Here is a 21,192-nt window from a genome sequence, read left to right on the forward strand (position 1 = left end):
GCCGCCGGCGGTGACGGGGCCGGTGAACAGCAGCGTCCCGGTGCCGTGTCTGGTTCCGGTGCCGTGCTGTGCGGTGTTGGCAGGGGCGCCTGCTTCGGCGGGAGTCGTCCCGAGCCGGGTGAGCAGGTCCCGGTAGTCGATGGTGGCCATGATCTGGGGCCGGAGCCCGCCCGTGGCGGGCAGCCCTCCGGTGGCGAGGGCAGCCTTGCACGCGCCGACCAGGCCGTCGAGCAGCCGTTGGGGCCGGGAGCGGAGGTCCAGGGACGGCAGCGCGGCGTCCTTTTCGGCCGTGGCGGGCTCGTCAGACGGTCCTGGCGCAGCCGCCGCCGCGGACCCGTCACCCCGTCCGGCCTGCGCCGTGTGTTCGGTGGCGGTGCCCTCGCCGGCGTCTGGCCCGGTGCGGGGGTTGGTGGCGGTGTTCATCACGGTGATCAGGTGTTCGAACTGGTCCGTGGTGGCGAAGATTTCCAGGTGCTGCAGGCCGTGCCGGGGTTTGCGGAGGAAGGCGCCCTGGAGCTGGCGGAGCAGTTCCTCGGAAGGTTCGGCGCCGTCCTGGTCCAGCGCCTCGGCCCAGCTGCGGCTGACCCGGGCCAGGAAGTCGCCGTCGTTCTCGGCCGCGGTGCGGGTCAGGGCGTGTTCCATCGCCGCCGCGGCCTCGGGGAGGCAGGTGTGCCGGACCCGGTCCAGGGCGAGCGTGATGACGGTCGCGGCCCGGGACGCGACCTCGCCGGCCGCGACGGCGGCTCCAAGCTCCGGGTGCACGGGCGCCATGGGCCGGCCGCCGAGTCCCTGCCGGGGCAGCAGCGTGTCGGCCAGGCCGAGCCGGCGCCTGGCCTCCGCGGCGCCGATCCGCAGCCGCGCCCGCAGGAACTCCACCGTGTTCCGGTACCCGTCATCCAGCACCGATTCCGGCACCCTCGGTTCCGCCGCAACGGAGGTACCGGAGGGAACCGCCGCAACGGACGTGCCGGAGGGAGCAGAGGACAAGGAGGTGCCGCCTGGAACCGCCGCAGCGGACGTGCCCGCGGGAGCCGAGGCCAAGGAGGCGCCGGCGGGTTCCCCGGTTCCGGGTGCGCCGGTCTGCCACCCGGCGGGGCTCTCACGCCAGCCGGTGGTCCACGCGGTGACCGCCCCCGCTACAGCCCCCGTGGCCACGGCGGCGGACTGCTTCCGGGTCCGGTCCACGGCGGCCGCCGCGACGAGCTGCAGATACTCCACCGCGCGGGAGACTTCCTCCACCTGTCCGGCGAAGTCCGACGCGGCCCGGAATCCCCACGACCCCGCATCCTCCACCGCCGTCGAACCCACCGCCCGCAGCGCGGTCAGGGCGGCGTCCAGACCGGATTGCCCGACCGGGGCTGCGCCCCGGTCCGTGCCCTGCGCCTCGTCCTCGCAGGCGGTGAGATCCCTGATGAAATCCCTGACGGCTTCCATGGCTCGAGTCTATTTGAGGGCTCCGACAAAAGTGATGGGCACGGTTCCGCCTCGGAGTGACTCCGGTACGGTGCACCCGGCCGAACCCCAAACGAACTGTGACCACGCACCCCGTTGGGTGCGTGGTCACGGTTGCGCGCGGAAAACAGCTGCGCGGGGCTAAAGAGCTAGAGCTTCAGGATGCTGGTGAGCCGCTCGGTGTCCTGCCTCGTCCGGGCCTTGCCGAGATACACCACGGCCGCGATCGAGGCTGCAGTGCCCAGGACCATTGGCAGAATCCACGGGATCCAGGTCAGGCCCGGCTGGTAGCCGAATCCGGCCGCTATGAAGATGATCCAGCTGAGCATACCGACGGATGCAGCGACTCCCGCGGGGACGGCGACGCCGTACTTCTGGTGCCGTTTGTCGTTGGCCCACACCACGAAACCCGCAGCCACGGTCACCATGGCGACCACAATCAGGGAAAGCATTCAGGACACCTCACGATGGAGAAACTGCGATGAAGGAACGGTGGTGGGAAGAACGGGCTAGAGGGCACCGAAGCCGACGCGGCGGGCCTCTTCTGCGCCGATTTCCACGTAGCCCAGAACATTGGCGGGGACGATCACCAGGCGGCCTTTGTCGTCCGTCAGCCGCAGTTCGCTGCCCTTGGCGATCGCGTCGCCCACTACCTTGGCGACGGCTTCGGCATCCTGCGCCGATTCGAGGACAATTTCGCGGCCAATGTTTTGAATACCAATCTTTACTTCCACAGCAAGGCCTCCCAGCCAATCAACGTCCAAAAAATGTCTAAGGTCAATCTCTAGTTGTAGTCTAGGTCTCTTTGGGGAAGCGGGAGATTCCGCGCCAAGCTAAACGGTAGATGAGGTCGCTGGCTACATCGAGATCCAGATTCCCGTCCGTTTCCAGCCAATACCGTGCGCTCACGTGGGCCATGCCGGCGAGTCCGCGGCCCAGCAGCTGGGCCTCCAGTTCAGGCAGTTTGGTGTCCTCGGCGATGACGTGCGCGACGGCGTCGGCAAAGGTCTTGTTGAACGTTTCCAGCCGCGCGCTGACGTCGGGGTCGTTAATCAGGTCCGACTCGAAGACGAGCCTGTGGGCCTGGTCGTCGTGCGCGATGAAGCGGAAGTAAGCGCGCATGACGGCCTGGACGCGCTCGTCATTGTCGGTGGTGGAGTTCAGGGCGCCAAGCAGGAGGTCGGTCAGCTTGCTGAGGTGGCTGTCCAGCAGAGCCAGGTAGAGGTCCCGCTTGGAGGGGAAGTGCTGGTACAGCACCGGCTTGCTGACGTGGGCGGTCTCGGCGATCTCGTCCATGGCGGCACCGTGGTATCCGTTCGCCACGAAAACTTCCTGCGCGGCCGCCAGGAGCTGCGCCCGGCGTTCGTCGCGGGGGAGGCGGGCCGAGCGTTGTCCGCTCCGGGGCTGCACTGCCGTCGGCTTGCCCGACTCGTCCCGCTCCAACGGTGCCTGATGAACCACTGTCGGCCTTCTTTCCCTTATTCACCCCATTGCGCGCAATGGCAATCGTCTGCATTTTGTACTGAACTACCTTGCACTCAATTACACCTTACGCGCGGGTAATATGACCTGGTGGTATCTTCGGGCATAGATTGAAGTATGGCTTCCAAGTTCACCGCCGCCGGTGCCCCCGCAACCCCCCAGACGAAGCTGGATCCGCAGCCCGGACCGCTGGTCGACCCGGCTGCGGACCTCAGTCCGGACGAGGTGGAACGCTACTCGCGGCACCTGATCATTCCGGAGATCGGCGCGATCGGCCAGCGACGCCTCAAGAACGCGAAAGTCCTGGTGATCGGTGCCGGTGGCCTCGGCTCCCCGGCGCTGCTCTACCTCGCCGCCGCGGGGGTCGGCACCCTTGGCATCGTCGATGACGACGACGTCGACCTCAGCAACCTCCAACGCCAGATCATCCATGGTGTCGCGGATGTGGGCCGGCCGAAAATCGAGTCCGCCCGCGACGCCCTTACGGCCCTGAACCCGCTCGTGGATGTCCGGCTTCACAACGTCCGGCTCGACGCGTCCAACGCATTGGAACTCTTTGCCGGCTACGACCTGATCCTCGACGGCGCCGACAACTTTGCCACGCGCTACCTCGTCAACGACGCCGCCGCCATCCTCGGCAAGCCCTACATTTGGGGATCGATTTTCCGTTTCGACGGCCAGGTCAGCGTCTTTTGGGAACAGTTCGGGCCCACCTACCGGGACCTCTACCCGGAGGCGCCGCCGCCCGGATCCGTGCCGTCCTGCGGCGAAGGCGGCGTGTTCGGCATGCTGTGCGCCGCCGTCGGAGCGCTGATGGTGACCGAGGCGGTCAAACTGATCACCGGCGTCGGCCGGTCCCTGCTGGGCCGGCTGGCGCTCTATGACGCGCTGGGCGGCACCTGGCGCGAGATCAAGGTGACCAAGGACCCGGCGGCTGCACGAATCACCGAACTCACCGACTACGAGGCCTTCTGCGGGATCACTCCAACGGCGGATCCCGGTACCGAGCACACTGTGACGGCGACCCAGCTCGCCACCATGCTGGCCTCCCGCAAGGCCGGCCTCAAGGACTTCCACCTCGTGGACGTGCGGGAGCAGGGAGAATACGAAATCGTCCGCATTGAGGGGTCGGAGCTGATCCCGCAAGGCCGCATCCTTGCCGGCGAGGCGTGGCAGGAACTGCCCCAGGATGCCGAAATTGTCTTCCACTGCAAGGCCGGAACACGATCCGCCGCCGTCCTGTCCGCAGCCCGCGCCGCAGGGTACGGGCGCGTCAGCCACCTCGAAGGCGGCATTCTCGCCTGGGTAAGGGACGTGGAGCCCGGGAAACCGGTGTACTGAGCCTTGGCGGGCCATATGGCCAGCAAGGCCGCGATACCGCACAACACGCTCCGCTGAGCGGCGCCCTAAAACGAAAGGCTTGGTCATGAGCGAGGAAAATACAGTGACGTCCCAGCGCAAGATTGGCTCGGGGTTCGGCCGGGATTCGACGGCGGCCGACGTCATTGCCGGCATCGACCTGACCGGGAAGACCGCCATTGTCACCGGCGGCTACTCGGGGCTGGGCTTGGAGACCGTGCGGGCGCTGGCCTCCGCCGGCGCCACCGTCGTGGTGCCGGCCCGGCGGCCCGAGCATGCCCGCGACGTCCTGGCCGCGGCGGGGCTGACGCCGGCAACGGCTGGCGGCGGCGTCAGCGTCGCCGAGCTGGACCTTGCGGACCTGGCCAGTGTGAAGGCGTTCGCCGCCGGCTTCCTGGCCGGCCTGGCGACCGAAACGGCACCTGGCGCCGCGCCTGACGCGGCACTTGGCGCGGCGCCGGGCTCAGGCCGCAGCCTGGACATCCTCATCAACAACGCCGCCATCATGGCAAGTCCGGAGCAAAGGGTGGGACCCGGCTGGGAATCACAGTTCGCCACGAACCACCTGGGCCATTTTGCCTTGACCAACCTGCTGTGGCCGGCTCTTGCCGCGGCGCAGGGGGCCCGCGTGGTCTCGCTGTCCTCGACCGGCCACAAGCTCTCGGCCATTCGCTTCGATGACATCAATTTCGACGCCGGCTACGACAAATGGCGTGCCTACGGCCAGGCCAAGACGGCAAACGCGCTCTTCGCCGTCCAGCTCGATGCCCTGGGCCGGAACTTTGGCGTGCGCGCCTTCGCAGTACATCCCGGCGGGATCATGACGGAGCTGCAACGGCACCTGCCGCGGGAGGAGATGATCGCCGCGGGCTGGATGGATGAGCACGGCAAACTCGACCCGCGCTTCAAGACACCCGCGCAGGGCGCCGCCACCTCGGTCTGGGCCGCAACTGCGCCGGCGCTCGAAGGAATGGGCGGCGTCTACTGCGAGGACTGCGACATCGCCGAAGCCACGGTGCCGGGATCGCCCGAAGCCAGGATCAGGGGAGTAGATGCCCACGCGGTGGACCGGGAGGCGGCCACACGGCTGTGGCAGGTGTCGGCCGATATGACCGGGATCAACGCTTTCCCCGGATAATCCAGGGATAAGCCGCGGCGCGGGGAGGCGCGGGCCAGCTACGCGGTTTCGCGGATGTCGCCCGTTGCGGGGCCGGCGTCGCCGGGGTCGCCGGGGTTGTGGACAGCGGCGTTGTGGTCCACGGGGCACGCGGCCCCGGAACCGGCGGCACCTGCAACCGTTGCGCCGGCGGTGGGCTCCACGGTGATGCCGTACAGCGCCTCAAGACCGGCAATGTAGGCGTCCTGCTGTCCGTTGGAGGCCAGTTCGCGGGCCCGGACGGTGGGGACGTGGAGAAGCTGCTTCACCATGCGGCGCAGGGCAAATTCGACTTCTTCGGCGGCGGCCGTGCAGCCGTGCCGGGCCCGGACCTTTTCCATTTCCGCATCCAGGACGTTCATCGTGTGGCGGCGCAAGGCGACGATCGCCGAGTCGACGCTCCTGGCCTCGCGCTCCTGCTCAAAGGCGCTGGCCGCCCCGGCCACGATGCTGCTGGCCTGTTCGAGCGACTCGGCCTGTTCCTGCGGTGCGGCCAGCCGGACCGATTCCAGCGTAAGCAGTTCGACGCCGTCGAGGTCGCCGACCGCGGGGTCGAAGTCATGGGTCAAAGCGAGATCGATCGCGATCAGCGGCTGGGGCGAGTTCGCCCGGATCTGGGCGAGTTCGTCCGCTTCGACCCGGCTGTCGGAGCCGCTGCAGCCGATCATGACGTCGGCGGCCGCGACTGCGCCCGGAAGCGTGTCCTCGTTCAGTGCCGTGCCGCCCCGGGTGGCGACGAAGCCGGCGGCGCGGCCGGAGGAGGAATAGACAAAGACATCGGTGCAGCCACGTTCCCGCAGCAGGGACATGGTGGCACCGGCATAGGCGCCGGTTCCGAAGACGACGGCTTTCTTGGCGGACCAGTCCGGGTTTTCCGACAGGTCAGTGGCGAGGTCCAGCGCCACGGAGACGATGGAGAGCCCGCGCGAACCCAACGCCGTCTGGGCGCCGACGTCCTTCGCGGTCTTGGACGCGGCCTGGAACAGCCGGACCAGGCCGGAGCTGGCGGTGCCCTCGTGCTGGGCCGTGATCAAGGCACGGCGGACCTGCCCGGCAATTTCCCGTTCGCCCACCACGGCGGAGTCCAGCCCGGAGCTGACCGAGAAGAGGTGCTGGCTGACCTCGGCGCCGGTGCGGGTGCTGAAGGCGCGGGAGACGAGCTGGTCGTTGAGTCCGCTGGCGCCGCTGATGTGGGTGATGAGGGCCGCCCGGGCGGCGGCGACGGCGTCCGGATGGGGTGCTTCGCCGTAGATTTCAAGGCGGTTGCAGGTGGCAAGGACAACGGCACCCGCCACAGCCGGCGATCCGGCGAGGGCGGATGTGGCGATCCCTGAAGCACCGGTGCTCAACTGAGCAACGGTTTCGAGGTCGATGTCGGCGTGTGTAGCCACCAATGAAAAAAGAACCACAGCATCACCATCATAGCTTTTTCGCGCCCGTGTAGAACAACTTTCCGGGCGTGGGCTCAGGCACCCTGGCCTGTGATTCCCGCCACGACGCGGCACTCGGGGCCGGTGTCAGAGCCGGCGTGACAGGCTGTCGTTATCTTTTGGGCACAAATTTGGGCACAATCGAAGTCATGACTCCAAGCGCTGCGGCACGTGCCGGCACGACCACATTCAGTACGTCCGACAACGGCGCAGCCGGCAATGCAGCCATTGACGGCGCCGCCACAGATGGCGCCGCCCGCGGCCTCGACGCCGGCCACCCGCTGATGGACGGCCGCACCGCGGATTCGCCGCTGATCACCGCCTACCGCGGCGGCAAGCCCTCCCTCCGTCCCGTCTGGTTCATGCGCCAGGCCGGCCGCTCACTGCCCGAATACCTCAAGGTCCGTGAGGGCGTCGCGATGCTGGACTCGTGCCTGCGCCCCGAGCTGGCCTCAGAGATCACCCTGCAGCCGGTACGCCGCCACGACGTCGATGCCGCCATCTTCTTCTCGGACATTGTCATCCCGCTCAAGCTGGCCGGCGTCGGAGTGGACATCGTGCCCGGCGTCGGACCCGTGCTGGACAAACCGGTCCGCACGGCCGCGGACGTTGCCGCCCTGCCGCAGCTGACCTGGGAGGCCTTGGAGCCCATCCGCGAAGCCGTCCGGCTCACGGTGGCCGAGCTCGGCAGCACCCCGCTGATCGGCTTCGCCGGTGCGCCCTTTACCCTCGCCGCGTACATGGTGGAAGGCAAGCCTTCCCGCGACCACCTCGGCCCGCGCACCATGATGCACGCCGACCCCGAAACCTGGACTGCCCTGGCCAACTGGGCCGCCGATGCCTCGGGGATGTTCCTCCGCGCACAGCTGGAAGCCGGCGCTTCCGCCGGCCAGCTCTTCGACTCCTGGGCCGGTTCGCTGGGACTTGCCGACTACCAGCGCTTCGTTGCGCCGGCGTCGTCCCGTGCCCTGGACCATGTCCGGCACCTGGGCGCACCCCTGATCCACTTCGGCACCGGCACCTCGGAACTGCTCGTCGCGATGCGCGACGTCGGCGTTGACGTCGTGGGGGTCGACTACCGGCTGCCGCTGGACGAAGCCAACCGCCGCCTCGGCGGCACCGTCCCGCTGCAGGGCAACATCGACCCGGCACTGCTTTCGGCGCCGTGGGAAGTCCTCGAAGCCCACGTCCGAGAGGTGATCGCGGCCGGCTCCGCGGCGCCCGGGCACGTCCTGAACCTCGGCCACGGTGTGCCGCCGGAGACGGACCCTGAGGTGCTCACGCGCGTCGTCGAACTCATCCACTCCATCGCTCCGGAGTAGGGGCGTGGACGCGGGCGCCGCCGGGACTCCCGTGGAAGGTACCGCCGTTGTGATCGGGGGCGGGATTTCCGGACTGCTTGCGGCACGGGAATTCGCCCGGGCCGGGGTCCGCACCACCGTCCTGGAGGCCGGCGAGGCCTGGGGCGGCTGTGTCGGCAGCCATGTCGTGGCCGGACTGACCCTGGACAGCGGTGCGGAGTCTTTCGCCACCCGCACCGCCGCCGTAGCCGATCTCGCCGCGGAGCTGGGGCTGGCCGGCGAGATCGTCGCGCCGAACCCCGGCGGGGCCTGGGTCCAGTTGCCTGACGGCCCCCGGGAACTGCCTAAGACCGGTGTGCTGGGCATCCCGGCGAGCCCGTGGGACCCGGAAGTCCGCCGGTCGCTGGGCCTGCTGGGATCCCTCCGCGCCTCCGTCGACGCCGTGCTGCCGGCCTCGCTGGGCACCGCTGACGCGGCAACGAGCGTGTCAGCCCTGGTCCGCCGGCGGATGGGCAAGCGGGTCCTGGACCGGCTCGTCGCACCGGTGGTCGGCGGCGTGCACTCGGCCGACCCCTCAGTGCTCGACGTCGACATGGTGGCCCCCGGTCTGCGGGCCGGCATCCGCCAGCATGGTTCCCTCGCCGCCGCCGTCGCGGCCCAGCGCAGGGGAGCGGCGGTCGCCACGGGCGGACCCCCCGGACCGTCCGGAGCAGGCCAGGCCGGCGGGCTCCAGAAGGCCGGTTCCGCCGTCGCCGGGCTGCGCGGTGGCATGCACACCCTCGTCGCCGCCCTGCTGGCCGATCTGCGTCAGCGCGGAGTCACCCTGCTGCCCGGCACCGCGGCCCGGTCAGTGCGGCGCTCAGCCGACGGCTGGCGCGTGGCCACGGACCAGGCCACTTTCGACGCCGGGCTCCTCGCGGTTGCGGTCGAGGGTCCCGCCGCCGTCGGGCTGCTTGAGGAGTCCCTGCCGGAACTTGCTGGCCTCCGCCCCGATGCCGGACCCGACGTCAGCCTTGTCACGCTCGTGGTGGACCTCCCGGCCCTTGACGCGGCGCCACGCGGCACCGGCGTGCTTGTTGCCCCGCAGAGCCCGGGTGTGCAGGCCAAGGCGCTGACGCACGCCACCGCCAAATGGGCGTGGCTGGCGGAGCAGGCAGGCCCGGGAAGGCATGTGCTCCGGCTCTCCTATGGGCGGAGCACGGCTCCAGGGGCTGTTACTCCCGGGGCATTGCCCGAGTCCCGCGGCGGCGGACTGGCCGCGGCGCCGCGCTCCGACGATGAACTTTTCCGCGCAGCCCTTGCTGATGCGTCGGCCCTGCTGGTGGTGCCAGTCGGCGCCGGGGACGTGGCCGATTGGGACGTGGTCCGCTGGGCCGGCGCGCTGCCGTTTGCGTCCCTGGGCCACAGGCAGCGCGTCGCGGCCGTCCGGAGCGTCTGTGCCGCGGACGGCACGCTTGCCGTGGTGGGCGGCTGGCTGTCCGGCAATGGCCTGGCAGCGATCGTGGCCGACACCCCGCAGCAGGTCCGCACCCTGTTGTCCTGAACGTTGTCCTGAACGCGGCTGCGCTGAATTTGGTGACACTGATTTTGGCTGTCCCGAACGACGTTCCTGAGTCCCAGGCACACCTTCAGTCACAGGAATCACAGCGGTTCCAAAGGCACCCTGAGCCCCTCCGGACCCGGCGGTTTCGTGCCGGAAATTCGCGGTTTTTGCAAGTTTTTCCTGCTGGTCGATTCCGGCTAGGCTCGATGACCATGTTTATTTTCAGGTCCAAGGTGTCAACAACGAAGACCGGCCGCCATCGGGGCCTTCGAAGCGGCGCGGCGGCGGTCGCGCTCGGGGCCGTACTGGCTGGCACCGCCGGGGCTCCTGCCTCGCAGGCGGCCGCAGGGTTGTCCGCGGCGGCGTCCACCGCACCGTCCGCGCAGGGTTCGCTGACCCTCGGCCTCGGCGACGTGCTGGACAGCCTGCTGGGCTCCTCGACGACGCCGAGCCCCTCGCCGTCCGCCGGCTCGGGCGAGTCCTCCCCGTCGCCGTCGCACGGCAGCAGCCCGGAACCCAGCGACCCCGAGCCCAGTGACCCGGAACCCAGCCACCCCGAGCCCAGCGACCCCGAGCCCGAGCCCAGCGACCCGGAACCCACGTCACCGCGCACCAGTACCCCACCGGCGTCGAGCACCCCGCCCGCGAAGGTTGCGCCGCCCGCCGGGCCGCAGGACCCCGCCGCGCCGCCCGCCGCCCCGGCTCCGGGAGCTCCCGCCGCAGGCGGATCCGCCGGGTCTGCCCCCACCGGGCAGGCCCCAGAGCGGCCGGCGCCGGGCAGCGCGGCCGCCGACCCGGCCGCCGATCCACAGTCCGGCACCGCGGTGCCGGCCACGGGCAACGGTGCCGGCGCGCAGACGTCGGCCTCGAAGTCGGCCACACCGCAGCCGTCCCCGACGGGTTCAAACACAGCCGGCTGGACCCAGGCACCGGCTCCGGCCAAGGGCCACTCCGGCAACTCCTCCCTCGAGGCGACCTCGACGTTGGAACCGGCCGGCCTGTCCCCGCTGGTCGGCTGGGGCATCGGCCTGGTGGCGCTCTCGCTCGGCGCCGGCGCCGCGGTCCTCCGGATGCGCCGGAGCTGACAGGACCCGCCTCCCGCGGACGCGCCCCCGCCTCCCGCGCCACGCATGTGAAATAAAGCACTTCTACGCGTTGTAGAAGTGCTTTTTTTCGACTTAGCTGGGGAGAGGAGGCAGACTGGTATGCATGAGCCACACTTCTGCCGAATCTGTCACTAAAACCGGAATGTCAGCCCCCGGAGAATCAGTCGCCGGGGCATCGGCGCCCGAAGATTCAACTGAGCAGTTCTTCACCCTTTGGACCGTATTCAAGCGGTCAGCGGACATCCTGCGCGGCGCCGATGCCGCTGAGGACTTCGAGGCCCTGATGAATAGCCTCGCCGACGCCGGAGTTGTCCACCGCGGCAGCTACGACGTCTCGGCGATGCGGGCCGACGCGGACATCATGGTTTGGCTGCACGGTCCCCGGCCGGAAGCGCTGCAGCGGGCAGTGCGGGACATTCGGCGCAGCAAGCTGTTCGCCGGCACCGAGATCGTCTGGTCCGCCATGGGCGTGCACCGGGAGGCCGAGTTCGCCAAGAACCACACCCCGGCGTTTTCCCGCGGCGTGGAACCGGCGGAATGGCTCTGCGTCTACCCCTTCGTCCGCTCCTACGAGTGGTACCTGCTCCCGGACGCCGAGCGCGGCGCCATGCTCCGCGACCACGGCATGCTGGGCCGCGACTTCCCCCAGGTCATCTCCAACACCGTCTCCTCCTTCGCCCTCGGCGACTGGGAATGGATCCTCGGACTGGAAGCCCCCGAGCTCGTGGACCTCGTGGACCTGATGCGCCACCTGCGCGCCACCGAAGCCCGGCACCACGTCCGCGAGGAAATCCCCTTCTACACCGGCCGCCGCGTCACCGCCGCCGAGATCGCCGAGGTCCTGGCATGAGCCCGATCGATCCGCAGGAATCCGCCGCTCCGGTAACCGCCGTGAACACCGTCACCGAGGCCGGCCGGATGGCCCCCAAGGAGTACGACGCCGTGCTCCTCGCCTCGTTCGGCGGGCCCGAAGGCCAGGAGGACGTCATCCCGTTCCTCCGCAACGTCACCCGCGGCCGCGGCATCCCCGACGAACGGCTCGAAGAGGTCTCGCACCACTACCGCGCCAACGGCGGCATCAGCCCCATCAACGGACAGAACCGTCAGCTCAAGGCCGGCCTCGAGGCCGAACTTGCAGCCCGCGGCATCGCGCTGCCGGTGTTCTGGGGCAACCGCAACTGGGACCCGTACATCCCGCAGACCCTGCAGGAGATCTACGACGCCGGCCACCGCAAGGTGCTCATGCTCACCACGAGTGCCTACTCCTGTTACTCCAGCTGCCGCCAGTACCGCGAGGACATCGGCATGGCGCTGACCGAAACCGGGCTCGACGGCAAGCTCGAGGTCGACAAGGTGCGCCAGTATTTCGACCACCCCGGGTTCGTGGAGCCCTTCATCGAGGGAACCGCCGCCGGCCTCGCCGACGTCCGTGCCCAGCTGGCCGCGGCCGGCACCCCGGACGCCCCCGTGCACATCCTGTTCGCGACGCACTCCATCCCGACCCGCGACGCCGAGGCCGCCGGCCGGTCCGAGGGTGAGCCGCGCACTTTTGAGGAAGACTCCGCCTACGCCGCACAGCACCTGGCCTCCGGCACCGAGATCATCCGCCGGGTGGAAGACGCGACCGGCCTGACCGCACCCTGGTCCCTCGTCTACCAGTCCCGCTCCGGCGCCCCGCACGTGCCGTGGCTCGAGCCGGACATCAACGACGCCATCGAGGAGCTCGCGCGCCAGGGCGTCAAGGGCATCGTGATTGTGCCGCTGGGCTTTGTCAGCGACCACATGGAAGTGGTCTGGGACCTGGACACCGAGGCGCTTGAGACCTGCGCCCGGCTGGAACTGGCCGCAACCCGTGTCCCCACGCCCGGAACGCACCGCAAGTTTGTCGCCGGGCTTGTCGACCTCATCTGCGAGCGGACTGTCGCGAACAACATTGCCGAGCGGCCGCACCTGACCAAGCTCGGCCCTTGGTACGACGTCTGCCGTCCCGGCTGCTGCGCTAACTTCCGCGGCGAAAAGCCCACCATCGCCGGAGCCGACACCACCGTCGGGACCGGACACGATCCCTACCCGGCCGCCCCCGCGGCGGCGGGAAGGGCAGCCGCGGCTGCTGCGGCGGCGGGCGAGGGGACCGCATGAGCGTCCGGATCGGCACGCGCGCCAGCAAACTCGCCCTGACCCAGACCCAGCAGACCGCGGACCAGCTGGCCGCCATCGGCGGGTTCCCCGTGGAGCTGGTCCATATCCGGACCGACGGCGACGTCCTCAAAGGCTCGCTGTCCCAGATGGGCGGTACCGGCGTCTTCGTCGCCGCGCTCCGCGAGGCCTTGCTGCAGGACACCTGCGATATCGCCGTGCATTCGCTCAAGGACCTCCCGACCGGTCCGGCCCTCGGCCTGAGCCTCGCGGCCACACCCCAACGCGTCGACGTCCGGGACGTGCTGTGCGCCCGCGACGGACTGAAGCTCGCGGACCTGCCGAGCGGCGCGAGCGTCGGCACCGGCTCCCCGCGCCGCGCGGCCCAGCTCCGCGCCGTGCGTCCGGACCTGGACATCCGCGACATCCGCGGCAACGTGGACACCCGGCTGGGACGCGTTCCCGGGCTGCCGGGCAACACGAACGATGCCGTCGTTGACGGCAAGTCGAACGACCTCGACGCCGTCGTTCTCGCAGCCGCCGGACTGCACCGGATTGGCCGGCTCGACGCGGTCAGCGAATACCTTGAGACGGACATTATGCTGCCGGCCGCCGGGCAGGGTGCCTTGGCGATCGAATGCCGGACCGCCGACGCTCCCCGCAGGGCCGGGTCCACGGAAGGCTCCCAGGGCGTGCTGGCGCAGGCCCTCGCGGCCCTCGATGATCCGGACACCCGGCTCGCCGTCACGGCCGAACGGGCTTTACTGGCCCGGCTGGAGGCCGGATGCGCCGCCCCGGTGGGCGCCTACGCCTACCGCAAGGGCAGCATGCTGTACCTCGAAGCGGTGGTCTGCGCCGTCGACGGCACGGCAACCGTCCGCGACAAGAAAGCCACCGACGGCCTCACCGAGGTCGGGGCAACGCTGCTCGGGATCGAGTTGGCGGAAGTGCTGCTGGCCCGAGGCGCCGCGGACATCGCGGACCTGGCAGCTTCCTGAACCGCGGATCCACCACTTCATGGCACCCCACAGCGACCGCAACAACACGGGCGGCCCAACCGGCATGAGGGTGCCGGAGGGCGCCCGCGTGCTGGTTGCCCGCAGCCCGGACCGCGCGGGGGAACTCGTCACGGCCCTCCGCCGTGCCGGCGCCGAGCCGTTGCTGCTCCCGCTGATTGACTTTGAGCAGGCCAACGACCAGCACTCCCTCGACGTCGCCTTCGACGCCCTCGGCGCCGGGGCCTACACGTGGCTCGTGATCAGCAGCGTGACCACGGTCCAGGCACTGGAGGCGAAAGCCGCCGAACGCGGCGCCTCCCTGAGCAACTGGCTGCCCGGCAGCATCCTCGTGGCCACGATCGGCCCGGCGACCCGCCGTGAGCTGGAGTCCCGGGGCATCAGCGTCGACCTTGCACCCACGGGCCAGCAATCCGGCACGGGCTTGCTCGACATCTGGCCCGCGAACCAGGGCAGCGTGCTCCTGCCTCAGGCGGACATAGCGGACCCGCGGCTGCGCAAGGGCCTCGAGGCCCGCGGTGCGGCCGTCCAGACCGTCACCGCGTACAACACCGTCGACTATCCTGCCGATCCGCGCCGGGCGCTGCCCGCATTCCCACCGGCCCCGCCGCAGGCGACCTTGTCGCAGGGGATCAGTCCGGCCGGGCAGGACGCGCCGCCCACCGTGCTCACCACGGCCGAGGCGAAAGCCGAAATCGGGGCCAGCCGGCTGCACGCCGTCGTCGCCGCCTCCCCGAGCGCCGCCCGCCGCATCCACGCGGACATCGGCCCGCTGGGCACCTGCCGTTTCGTCGCCATCGGACGCTCGACGGCGGCCGAGGCGGCCTCCCTCGGACTCAGCGTCGACGCCGTCGCCGAAGAGCCGACGGCGTCCGGCCTGGTTGCCGCAGTCGTCCGGTCCCTTGACCACCAGCAGCCCCCACCGCATCCGTCAGCCGCAGAGCCCTCAGCAAAGGACACCATATGAGCTTCCCGACCCACCGCCCCCGCCGGCTCCGCACCACCCCGGCCATGCGCCGGCTGACGGCCGAACACCGGCTCTCAGCCTCGGAGCTCATCCTGCCGGCCTTCATCCGCGAAGGCCTGAGTGAGCCCAACCCGATCGCCTCGATGCCCGGTGTGCAGCAGCACACCACCGATTCGCTCAGGCGTGCCGCGGCCGAGGCTGTCCAGCTGGGCGTCGGCGGCATCATGCTGTTCGGCGTCCCCGCCGTCCGGGACGCGCGCGGGACGGCGTCGCTGGATCCCGACGGCGTGCTGAACAAAGCCATCCGGGACGTCCGCGCCGAGGTCGGCGACGACCTCGTGGTCATGAGCGACGTGTGCCTGGACGAATTCACCGACCACGGCCACTGCGGTGTCCTGGACGCCAACGGCTACGTCGACAACGATGCCACCCTGGAAATCTACGGCCAGATGGCGGTTGCCCAGGCCGACGCCGGCGCCCACGTCCTGGGCCCGTCGGGCATGATGGACGGCCAGGTCGCCGTGATCCGGCAGGCCCTCGAGGACGCCGGCCACGCCAACACCGCCATCGTGGCCTACGCCGCGAAATATGCCTCCGCGTTCTACGGCCCGTTCCGCGAGGCCGTCGACTCGCAGCTGACCGGCGACCGCCGCACCTACCAGATGGACGCCGCCAACCGCCGGGAGGCCGTCCTCGAGGTGGACCTGGACTTGGCCGAAGGCGCCGACATGGTCATGGTGAAGCCTGCCATGAGCTACCTGGACATCCTCGCAGACGTCGCCGCCATGAGCCCGGTCCCCGTGGCCGCCTACCAGATTTCCGGCGAGTACTCGATGATCGAGGCCGCCGCCGCAAACGGCTGGATCGACCGCCGGGCCGCCATCACCGAGTCCGTCCTGGGCATCAAGCGCGCCGGCGCCAACATGGTGCTGACCTACTGGGCGAGCGAGCTCGCCGGCTGGCTGAAGGAAACCCGATGAACACGGCCCCCGAATCCGCGGACGCCCCGCTCAATTCCATACCCACCGCGCCGGTGGGGCCCAACCGCATCTTCCTGGGCCTGAACACCTTCGGCGACGTCGGGGTCTTCCCGGACGGCCATCCCGTCCCTCACGCCCAAGTGCTGCGCCAGCTCCTGGAACAGGCCGAACTCGCGGACCAGATCGGCCTGCACGCCTTCGCGGTGGGGGAGCACCACCGCCGCGACTTCGCGGTCTCCGCCCCGGAGGTCTTCCTGGCCGCGGCGGCCGCCCGCACCAAGAACATCCGGCTCGGCTCGGCTGTGACAGTGCTCAGCTCCGATGACCCGATACGGGTGTTCCAGCGCTTCGCCACCGTGGACGCCATCTCCGGGGGCCGGGCAGAGGTCATGCTGGGCCGCGGGTCCTTCATCGAGTCTTTCCCGCTGTTCGGCCTGGACCTGGCGGACTACGAGGTCCTGTTCGAGGAAAAGCTCGAGCTCTTCGACAAGGTCCGGGCGCAGAAACCGGTCCACTGGGAGGGACGCACCCGGCCGGCCATCAGCGGCCTGAGCGTCTACCCGCCGCTGGAACACCACCTGCTGCCGACCTGGATCGGCGTCGGCGGCACGCCCGAGTCGGTGCTGCGCTGCGCCGAGTACGGCTACCCGATCATTTTCGCGATCATTGGCGGCCAGCCGCGGTCTTTCGCGCCCCTGGCCAACCTCTACCGTGAGGCCATGGCCAAGTACGGGCACCCGATGCAGCAGATGGCCACGCATTCGCCCGGCCACGTTGCCGCCACGGATGAGGACGCCCGCGAGGAGTTCTTCCCGCACTGGCTAGAGCAGCGGAACCGGATCGGGGCCGAACGCGGCTGGGGTCCGGCCAGCCGTGGCGAGTTTGACGCGATGTGTACGCCCGAGGGAGCCCTCTATGTCGGGTCACCGGAAACCGTGGCTGCGAAGATTGCCCTGCTCAAAAAGAACCTGGGGGTGGACCGCTTTGACCTCAAGTACAGCAACGGCACCCTGCCGCACACGGCCATGATGCGCTCCATTGAACTGTTCGGCACCGAAGTGGCGCCCCGCGTGGCCGCCTTGCTTAGCGCCAACTGAACTGGCCGCGAACTGACCTCGCCGCGAACTGAAAGAATAGGAACCATGACTTCCAGCATGCCTCGCAACGAGGAACTCTTTGACCGTGCCCGCCAGCTGATGCCGGGCGGGGTGAACTCGCCCGTGCGCGCCTTCGGCTCTGTGGGCGGGACGCCGCGGTTCATGGTGTCCGCCAAGGGTGCCTACCTGACCGACGCCGACGGTGCCGACTACGTCGACCTCGTCTGCTCCTGGGGCCCGGCGCTGCTGGGGCACGCCCACCCGGAGGTCCTGGCAGCCGTGCACGCAGCCGTCGACCGCGGTCTCTCCTTCGGCGCTTCCACACCGGACGAGGCCAACCTTGCCGCAATCGTCAAGGAGCGCGTCCCGGCTGCCGAGCGCGTCCGGATGGTCTCCACCGGCACCGAGGCGACCATGACGGCCGTCCGGCTCGCCCGCGGCTTCACCGGCCGCAACCTGATCATCAAGTTCGCCGGCTGCTACCACGGCCACCTCGACGGCCTCCTCGCCGCCGCAGGCTCCGGCCTGGCGACCCTCGCGCTGCCCGGCTCAGCCGGGGTCACCGCCGCGACCGCCGCCGAGACGCTCGTGCTGCCCTACAACGACCTCGGCGCCGTCGAAGCCGCCTTCGCCAAGCACGGTGACAGCATTGCCGCCGTCATCACCGAAGCCGCTCCCGCCAACATGGGCGTGGTCACCCCCGGCGACGGCTTCAACGCAGGCCTTTCCCGGATCACCCGCGAACACGGCGCCCTGCTGATCCTCGACGAGGTCCTGACCGGATTCCGCACCGGCTACTCCGGCTACTGGGGCCTCACCGGCGGCGCCGCCGGTGCCGCCCAGCCGTGGACCCCGGACCTGCTGACGTTTGGGAAGGTGATTGGTGGAGGCATGCCGACGGCGGCCCTCGCCGGACGCGCGGAGGTCATGGACTACCTGGCGCCCCTGGGCCCCGTCTACCAGGCCGGGACGCTGAGCGGTAACCCGGTGGCCATGGCCGCCGGGGTCGCGACCCTCACGCACGCCACCCCCGAGGTCTATTCGTTCGTGGATGCCCGCTCGCTGGAACTCTCCGCGGCGCTGTCCTCCGCACTCGATGCGGCCGGTGTGGACCACTCCATCCAGCGCGCAGGCAACCTGTTCTCCGTGGCCTTCGGCACGGGCGCCCGGGGGGTCCACAACTACGAGGACGCCCAGGGCCAGGAAGTGTTCCGCTACGCCCCGTTCTTCCACTCCATGCTGGACTCCGGCGTCTACCTGCCGCCGTCGGTCTTCGAAGCCTGGTTCCTCTCCGCCGCGCACGACGACACCGCGATGAACCGGATCTTCGACGCCCTGCCGGCCGCGGCGAAGGCGGCCGCCGGCGCCAAGCCATAGCCTTAGCCCTTAAATGACTGATGGCACCCGCCGCTGCGGGTGCCATCAGTCATTTAAGCTGCCGGGACTCTGGCGCGAACTACAGAACGTCCGCGAGGAACCCCTGCAGCCGCTCGGTCCGCGGGCTGGTAAAGATCTGTTCCGGGGGACCGGACTCGACGACGACGCCGGCGTCCATGAACGTCACGGTGTCCGAGACATTGCGGGAGAAGCCCATCTCGTGGGTCACCACCACCATGGTCATGCCGCCCTTGGCGAGGTCGGCCATCAGCGCCAGCACACCCTTGACGAGCTCGGGGTCGAGGGCGGAGGTGGCCTCATCAAAGAACATCACCTCCGGCTTCATGGCCAGGGCGCGGGCAATGGCGACACGCTGCTGCTGGCCGCCGGAGAGGTTGGCAGGACGGGCGTCGGCCTTGTGCTTGAGCCCCACCAGGTCGAGCTGCTCGAGTGCCTCGGCCCGGGCCTGCTCGGCCGGCAGCTTGCGCAGCTTCCGCAGCGCCAGCGAGACGTTGTCCACCACGGTCTTGTGCGGGAACAGGTTGAACTGCTGGAACACCATCCCGATCCGCTGGCGCAGCTCGTCCGGGTTGTCCTTCAGGACCGAGCGGCCATCGAGCAGGATGTCGCCCTGGTCCGGTTCGATCAGGCGGTTCATGACACGCAGCAGCGTGGACTTCCCTGAGCCGGAGGGCCCGATCACCGAGGCGGTGGTGCCCTTCTCGACATGAAGGTCGATGCCGCGGAGGACATGGTTCGTGCCGAAGGACAAGTGCAGGTTCTTGCCGGTCAGCGAGCCAGAGGCGAATTCGCTCATGGCTGTGCTCCCTTCCCGATCAAGGCTGCGGCGTCGTCAGGCTGACGCTTCTCCGGACGGCCGGTGCGCAGGCGCTTGTCGATGTAGTTGACCAAGTGGGTGAGCGGAACCGTCAGGATGAGGTACATGAACGCCGCGGCAACCAGAGGCGAGAGGTTTCCCGTATTGGCGGCGGCGTCGTTACCGATCCGGAAGATCTCGCGCTGGCTGGCGATCAGGCCCAGCAGATAGATCAGGGACGAGTCCTTGATCAGCGCGATGAACTGGTTGACCAGGGCCGGGAGCACGCGCCGGACCCCCTGTGGAATCACCACGAGGCGCATAGACGAACCATAGCTGAAGCCCAGGGCCCGGGACGCCTCCAGCTGGCCCTTTTCCACGCTCTGGATGCCCGAGCGGAAAATCTCGCCGATGTAGGCCGCCGCCATGAGCGTCAGGGCGAAGATGGCCAGCGGGAACGGGTTCGTGGATCCGGTCGCTACCCGGACTATGGGTCCGAGCCCGAGGCCGATGAGGAGGATGATGACAATAGCCGGAACGCCGCGGAAGATGTCCGTGTAGATCCGGGAGAGCCACCGCAGCGGCGTCAGGCGGGACGTGCCCATGACGGCCAGGACCATGCCCAGGATGCACCCGAGCACGCCCGAGGAAACCGCCAGGATCAGGGTGTTGGGCAGGCCGAACATAATCATGTTCGGCAGGACGGCTGCCATCGCCTCCCAGTCAAAGAAGGTCTTTACGAGTTGATCGAGTGCATCCATGGACTAGGACTTCGGAACGGTGACGGCCTTGGAGCCCGGGGACCACGTGGCCGGGGTCTCGCGGTCCGGGTACCATTCCTTGGTCAACTTGGACCAGGTGCCGTCAGCAATCACGGCGTCGAGGCCGGAGTTCAGCGCGTCAATGAGCGGCTGGTTTTCCTTGTTCACGGCGTACGCGGTGAAGTTCTGGGTGTTCACAACCGACTCGGCAATGACCGTGCCGTCGCCTTCCTTGACCTGGCCGGTGGCCTGCTGGGACGGAGCGACCCAGGCGTCAACCTGACCGTTCTTCAAGTTGGCGTAGGCGGTGTTGTAGTCCTCGAAGCGGACGGGTTCGATCTGGAGGGTGTTGGTGACGTAGTCATCCTGCACCGTGCCCTGGACCACGGCGATGCGGGTGTCCTTGGTCAGGTCCTTGAACCCCTTGATGTTGGAGTCCTTCTTGGCGACGACGGCCATGTAGCCGAAGTCGTAACCGTTCGTGAAGCCGACGGTCTTACGGCGCGCGTCGGTGGTGGAGATCGAGGAGGACCCGAGGTCGAACTGCTTATTCTGGACCTGGGCGAGCAGCGAGGCGAAGCCGGTCGCCTTGAACTCCACCTTGAGGCCCAGCTTGTCCGCAATGGCGCGCAGGAGCTCGTTGTCGTAGCCGGTGAACTTGCCCGACTTATCGATGTAGATGTTCGGCGGGGCGTCCGAAAGGGTGCCCACAGTCAGGGTTCCCTCGCTGATCAGGCCGAGCTTGGACTTGTCAATCTTGTCCAGGGGAGTGACGTCCTTGGTGGTGTACTTGTCCAAGGACTTCTGGTCGCTGCCCTGGAGGGCATCCGTCGGTGACGCCGTTGACTGGGCCGAACCGCCGCCGCAGGCTGCAAGGGAAACCGCCACGGCGATGGCCACGGGAACGGTGGTCAGCCACTTCAAGGCTTTGCTTTTCATCACGCAATCACTTTCGTCTGAAATTCAGTGGGTCGCGGGAGGCTCATCGGGCCCCCGGCCGCTGGCTTGGGCGCCGGGTGGAGCAGACACGCCGCGAAAGATAATTGTGTCATCCGACGTGGACGCCCATTCAATCCGAACAGATCAGAGCTGACGTGTGCGTTCTGCGAACTATCTTCAGGTTCATGTGTGATCGGCGGCGATCCTGATAGTGCTGGCGGGGTAGCGCGGAATCATCGGCGCCGGAGCAGGCGGCAAGTGGAAGCCCCGGGC

General features: G+C 69.0%; 20 protein-coding genes. 12 read left to right on the forward strand and 8 right to left on the reverse strand.

The window, feature by feature from the left end:
- The 4 genes from AC1D0A_RS19760 to AC1D0A_RS19775 all read right to left on the reverse strand — a co-directional run.
- Positions 1–1,434 (reverse strand): DUF222 domain-containing protein (locus tag AC1D0A_RS19760; protein ID WP_476946606.1); only part of this gene is annotated, 1,434 nt, incomplete at its 3' end.
- 167 nt (positions 1,435–1,601) lie between these two features.
- Positions 1,602–1,904: a hypothetical protein gene (locus AC1D0A_RS19765; protein WP_079552845.1), complete on the reverse strand. Its 303-nt coding sequence runs from the start codon at positions 1,902–1,904 to the stop codon at positions 1,602–1,604.
- Positions 1,905–1,961: 57 nt separating this feature from the next.
- Positions 1,962–2,186: a DUF3107 domain-containing protein gene (locus AC1D0A_RS19770; RefSeq protein WP_028278253.1), complete on the reverse strand. Its 225-nt coding sequence runs from the start codon at positions 2,184–2,186 to the stop codon at positions 1,962–1,964.
- A 61-nt stretch (positions 2,187–2,247) separates the two neighbouring features.
- Positions 2,248–2,895 carry a TetR/AcrR family transcriptional regulator gene (locus AC1D0A_RS19775; protein WP_279294506.1) on the reverse strand — a complete coding sequence of 216 codons (648 nt, stop codon included), beginning with the start codon at positions 2,893–2,895 and terminating at the stop codon, positions 2,248–2,250.
- Between the two features lie 156 nt (positions 2,896–3,051).
- Here AC1D0A_RS19775 and moeB point away from each other — a divergent pair, with 156 nt between their 5' ends.
- Both moeB and AC1D0A_RS19785 read left to right on the forward strand, forming a co-directional pair.
- On the forward strand, positions 3,052–4,275 hold the full coding sequence (gene moeB / locus AC1D0A_RS19780; protein ID WP_476943553.1) for a molybdopterin-synthase adenylyltransferase MoeB: 1,224 nt from the start codon (positions 3,052–3,054) through the stop codon (positions 4,273–4,275).
- Between the two features lie 85 nt (positions 4,276–4,360).
- On the forward strand, positions 4,361–5,431 hold the full coding sequence (locus tag AC1D0A_RS19785) for an SDR family NAD(P)-dependent oxidoreductase (RefSeq protein WP_243182247.1): 1,071 nt from the start codon (positions 4,361–4,363) through the stop codon (positions 5,429–5,431).
- A 38-nt stretch (positions 5,432–5,469) separates the two neighbouring features.
- Here the strand turns inward: AC1D0A_RS19785 and AC1D0A_RS19790 are convergent, their stop codons facing one another.
- On the reverse strand, positions 5,470–6,858 hold the full coding sequence (locus tag AC1D0A_RS19790; RefSeq protein ID WP_476946607.1) for a glutamyl-tRNA reductase: 1,389 nt from the start codon (positions 6,856–6,858) through the stop codon (positions 5,470–5,472).
- Between the two features lie 170 nt (positions 6,859–7,028).
- On the opposite strand from AC1D0A_RS19790, the gene hemE reads away from it, so the two are divergent.
- From hemE to hemL, 10 genes are all read left to right on the forward strand, one after another.
- Positions 7,029–8,201 carry a uroporphyrinogen decarboxylase gene (gene hemE, locus AC1D0A_RS19795; protein WP_476946608.1) on the forward strand — a complete coding sequence of 391 codons (1,173 nt, stop codon included), beginning with the start codon at positions 7,029–7,031 and terminating at the stop codon, positions 8,199–8,201.
- Positions 8,202–8,205: 4 nt separating this feature from the next.
- A complete protein-coding gene (hemG, locus tag AC1D0A_RS19800) occupies positions 8,206–9,723 on the forward strand; it encodes a protoporphyrinogen oxidase (protein WP_243182249.1) in 1,518 nt (505 codons plus the stop codon).
- 212 nt (positions 9,724–9,935) lie between these two features.
- Complete coding sequence (locus AC1D0A_RS19805) at positions 9,936–10,808, forward strand: hypothetical protein (RefSeq protein ID WP_476946609.1); 873 nt, start codon at positions 9,936–9,938, stop codon at positions 10,806–10,808.
- A gap of 124 nt (positions 10,809–10,932) precedes the next feature.
- Positions 10,933–11,679 carry a hydrogen peroxide-dependent heme synthase gene (gene hemQ, locus AC1D0A_RS19810; protein WP_476946610.1) on the forward strand — a complete coding sequence of 249 codons (747 nt, stop codon included), beginning with the start codon at positions 10,933–10,935 and terminating at the stop codon, positions 11,677–11,679.
- On the forward strand, positions 11,676–12,968 hold the full coding sequence (locus AC1D0A_RS19815) for a ferrochelatase (RefSeq protein ID WP_476946611.1): 1,293 nt from the start codon (positions 11,676–11,678) through the stop codon (positions 12,966–12,968). The genes hemQ and AC1D0A_RS19815 overlap by 4 nt, the downstream gene beginning before the upstream one ends.
- Positions 12,965–13,963, forward strand: coding sequence for a hydroxymethylbilane synthase (gene hemC / locus AC1D0A_RS19820; protein ID WP_243181161.1), 999 nt, complete (start codon positions 12,965–12,967; stop codon positions 13,961–13,963). Before AC1D0A_RS19815 ends, hemC begins: the two co-directional genes overlap by 4 nt.
- Before the next feature lie 19 nt (positions 13,964–13,982).
- On the forward strand, positions 13,983–14,948 hold the full coding sequence (locus AC1D0A_RS19825) for a uroporphyrinogen-III synthase (protein ID WP_476946612.1): 966 nt from the start codon (positions 13,983–13,985) through the stop codon (positions 14,946–14,948).
- Entirely contained in the window at positions 14,945–15,928 is a 984-nt protein-coding gene (gene hemB, locus AC1D0A_RS19830) for a porphobilinogen synthase (protein ID WP_476946613.1), read from the forward strand. The genes AC1D0A_RS19825 and hemB overlap by 4 nt, the downstream gene beginning before the upstream one ends.
- A complete protein-coding gene (locus tag AC1D0A_RS19835; protein WP_476946614.1) occupies positions 15,925–17,025 on the forward strand; it encodes an LLM class flavin-dependent oxidoreductase in 1,101 nt (366 codons plus the stop codon). Before hemB ends, AC1D0A_RS19835 begins: the two co-directional genes overlap by 4 nt.
- Before the next feature lie 45 nt (positions 17,026–17,070).
- Positions 17,071–18,402, forward strand: coding sequence for a glutamate-1-semialdehyde 2,1-aminomutase (hemL, locus tag AC1D0A_RS19840; RefSeq protein WP_243181165.1), 1,332 nt, complete (start codon positions 17,071–17,073; stop codon positions 18,400–18,402).
- A 79-nt stretch (positions 18,403–18,481) separates the two neighbouring features.
- Here hemL and AC1D0A_RS19845 read toward each other — a convergent pair whose 3' ends face one another.
- From AC1D0A_RS19845 to AC1D0A_RS19855, 3 genes are read right to left on the reverse strand one after another with little or no spacing between them, the layout of a single operon-like run.
- Complete coding sequence (locus AC1D0A_RS19845; RefSeq protein ID WP_028277189.1) at positions 18,482–19,219, reverse strand: amino acid ABC transporter ATP-binding protein; 738 nt, start codon at positions 19,217–19,219, stop codon at positions 18,482–18,484.
- Complete coding sequence (locus AC1D0A_RS19850; RefSeq protein WP_028277188.1) at positions 19,216–19,980, reverse strand: amino acid ABC transporter permease; 765 nt, start codon at positions 19,978–19,980, stop codon at positions 19,216–19,218. The genes AC1D0A_RS19845 and AC1D0A_RS19850 overlap by 4 nt, the downstream gene beginning before the upstream one ends.
- Before the next feature lie 3 nt (positions 19,981–19,983).
- A complete protein-coding gene (locus AC1D0A_RS19855; RefSeq protein WP_028277187.1) occupies positions 19,984–20,919 on the reverse strand; it encodes an ABC transporter substrate-binding protein in 936 nt (311 codons plus the stop codon).
- Between the last annotated feature and the right edge of the window lie 273 nt (positions 20,920–21,192).

Source organism: Arthrobacter sp. P1_D4, from assembly GCF_056406115.1.

Bases quoted from the DNA above. Each gene is read 5' to 3' on its own strand.
- AC1D0A_RS19855 (WP_028277187.1), bottom strand. From the start codon at position 20,919: ATGAAAAGCAAAGCCTTGAAGTGGCTGACCACCGTTCCCGTGGCCATC.
- AC1D0A_RS19815 (WP_476946611.1), top strand. From the start codon at position 11,676: ATGAGCCCGATCGATCCGCAGGAATCCGCCGCTCCGGTAACCGCCGTG.
- hemQ (WP_476946610.1), top strand. From the start codon at position 10,933: ATGAGCCACACTTCTGCCGAATCTGTCACTAAAACCGGAATGTCAGCC.
- hemB (WP_476946613.1), top strand. From the start codon at position 14,945: ATGAGCTTCCCGACCCACCGCCCCCGCCGGCTCCGCACCACCCCGGCC.
- AC1D0A_RS19785 (WP_243182247.1), top strand. From the start codon at position 4,361: ATGAGCGAGGAAAATACAGTGACGTCCCAGCGCAAGATTGGCTCGGGG.
- AC1D0A_RS19825 (WP_476946612.1), top strand. From the start codon at position 13,983: ATGGCACCCCACAGCGACCGCAACAACACGGGCGGCCCAACCGGCATG.
- AC1D0A_RS19835 (WP_476946614.1), top strand. From the start codon at position 15,925: ATGAACACGGCCCCCGAATCCGCGGACGCCCCGCTCAATTCCATACCC.
- hemE (WP_476946608.1), top strand. From the start codon at position 7,029: ATGACTCCAAGCGCTGCGGCACGTGCCGGCACGACCACATTCAGTACG.
- moeB (WP_476943553.1), top strand. From the start codon at position 3,052: ATGGCTTCCAAGTTCACCGCCGCCGGTGCCCCCGCAACCCCCCAGACG.
- AC1D0A_RS19765 (WP_079552845.1), bottom strand. From the start codon at position 1,904: ATGCTTTCCCTGATTGTGGTCGCCATGGTGACCGTGGCTGCGGGTTTC.
- AC1D0A_RS19845 (WP_028277189.1), bottom strand. From the start codon at position 19,219: ATGAGCGAATTCGCCTCTGGCTCGCTGACCGGCAAGAACCTGCACTTG.
- hemL (WP_243181165.1), top strand. From the start codon at position 17,071: ATGACTTCCAGCATGCCTCGCAACGAGGAACTCTTTGACCGTGCCCGC.
- AC1D0A_RS19805 (WP_476946609.1), top strand. From the start codon at position 9,936: ATGTTTATTTTCAGGTCCAAGGTGTCAACAACGAAGACCGGCCGCCAT.
- hemC (WP_243181161.1), top strand. From the start codon at position 12,965: ATGAGCGTCCGGATCGGCACGCGCGCCAGCAAACTCGCCCTGACCCAG.
- AC1D0A_RS19850 (WP_028277188.1), bottom strand. From the start codon at position 19,980: ATGGATGCACTCGATCAACTCGTAAAGACCTTCTTTGACTGGGAGGCG.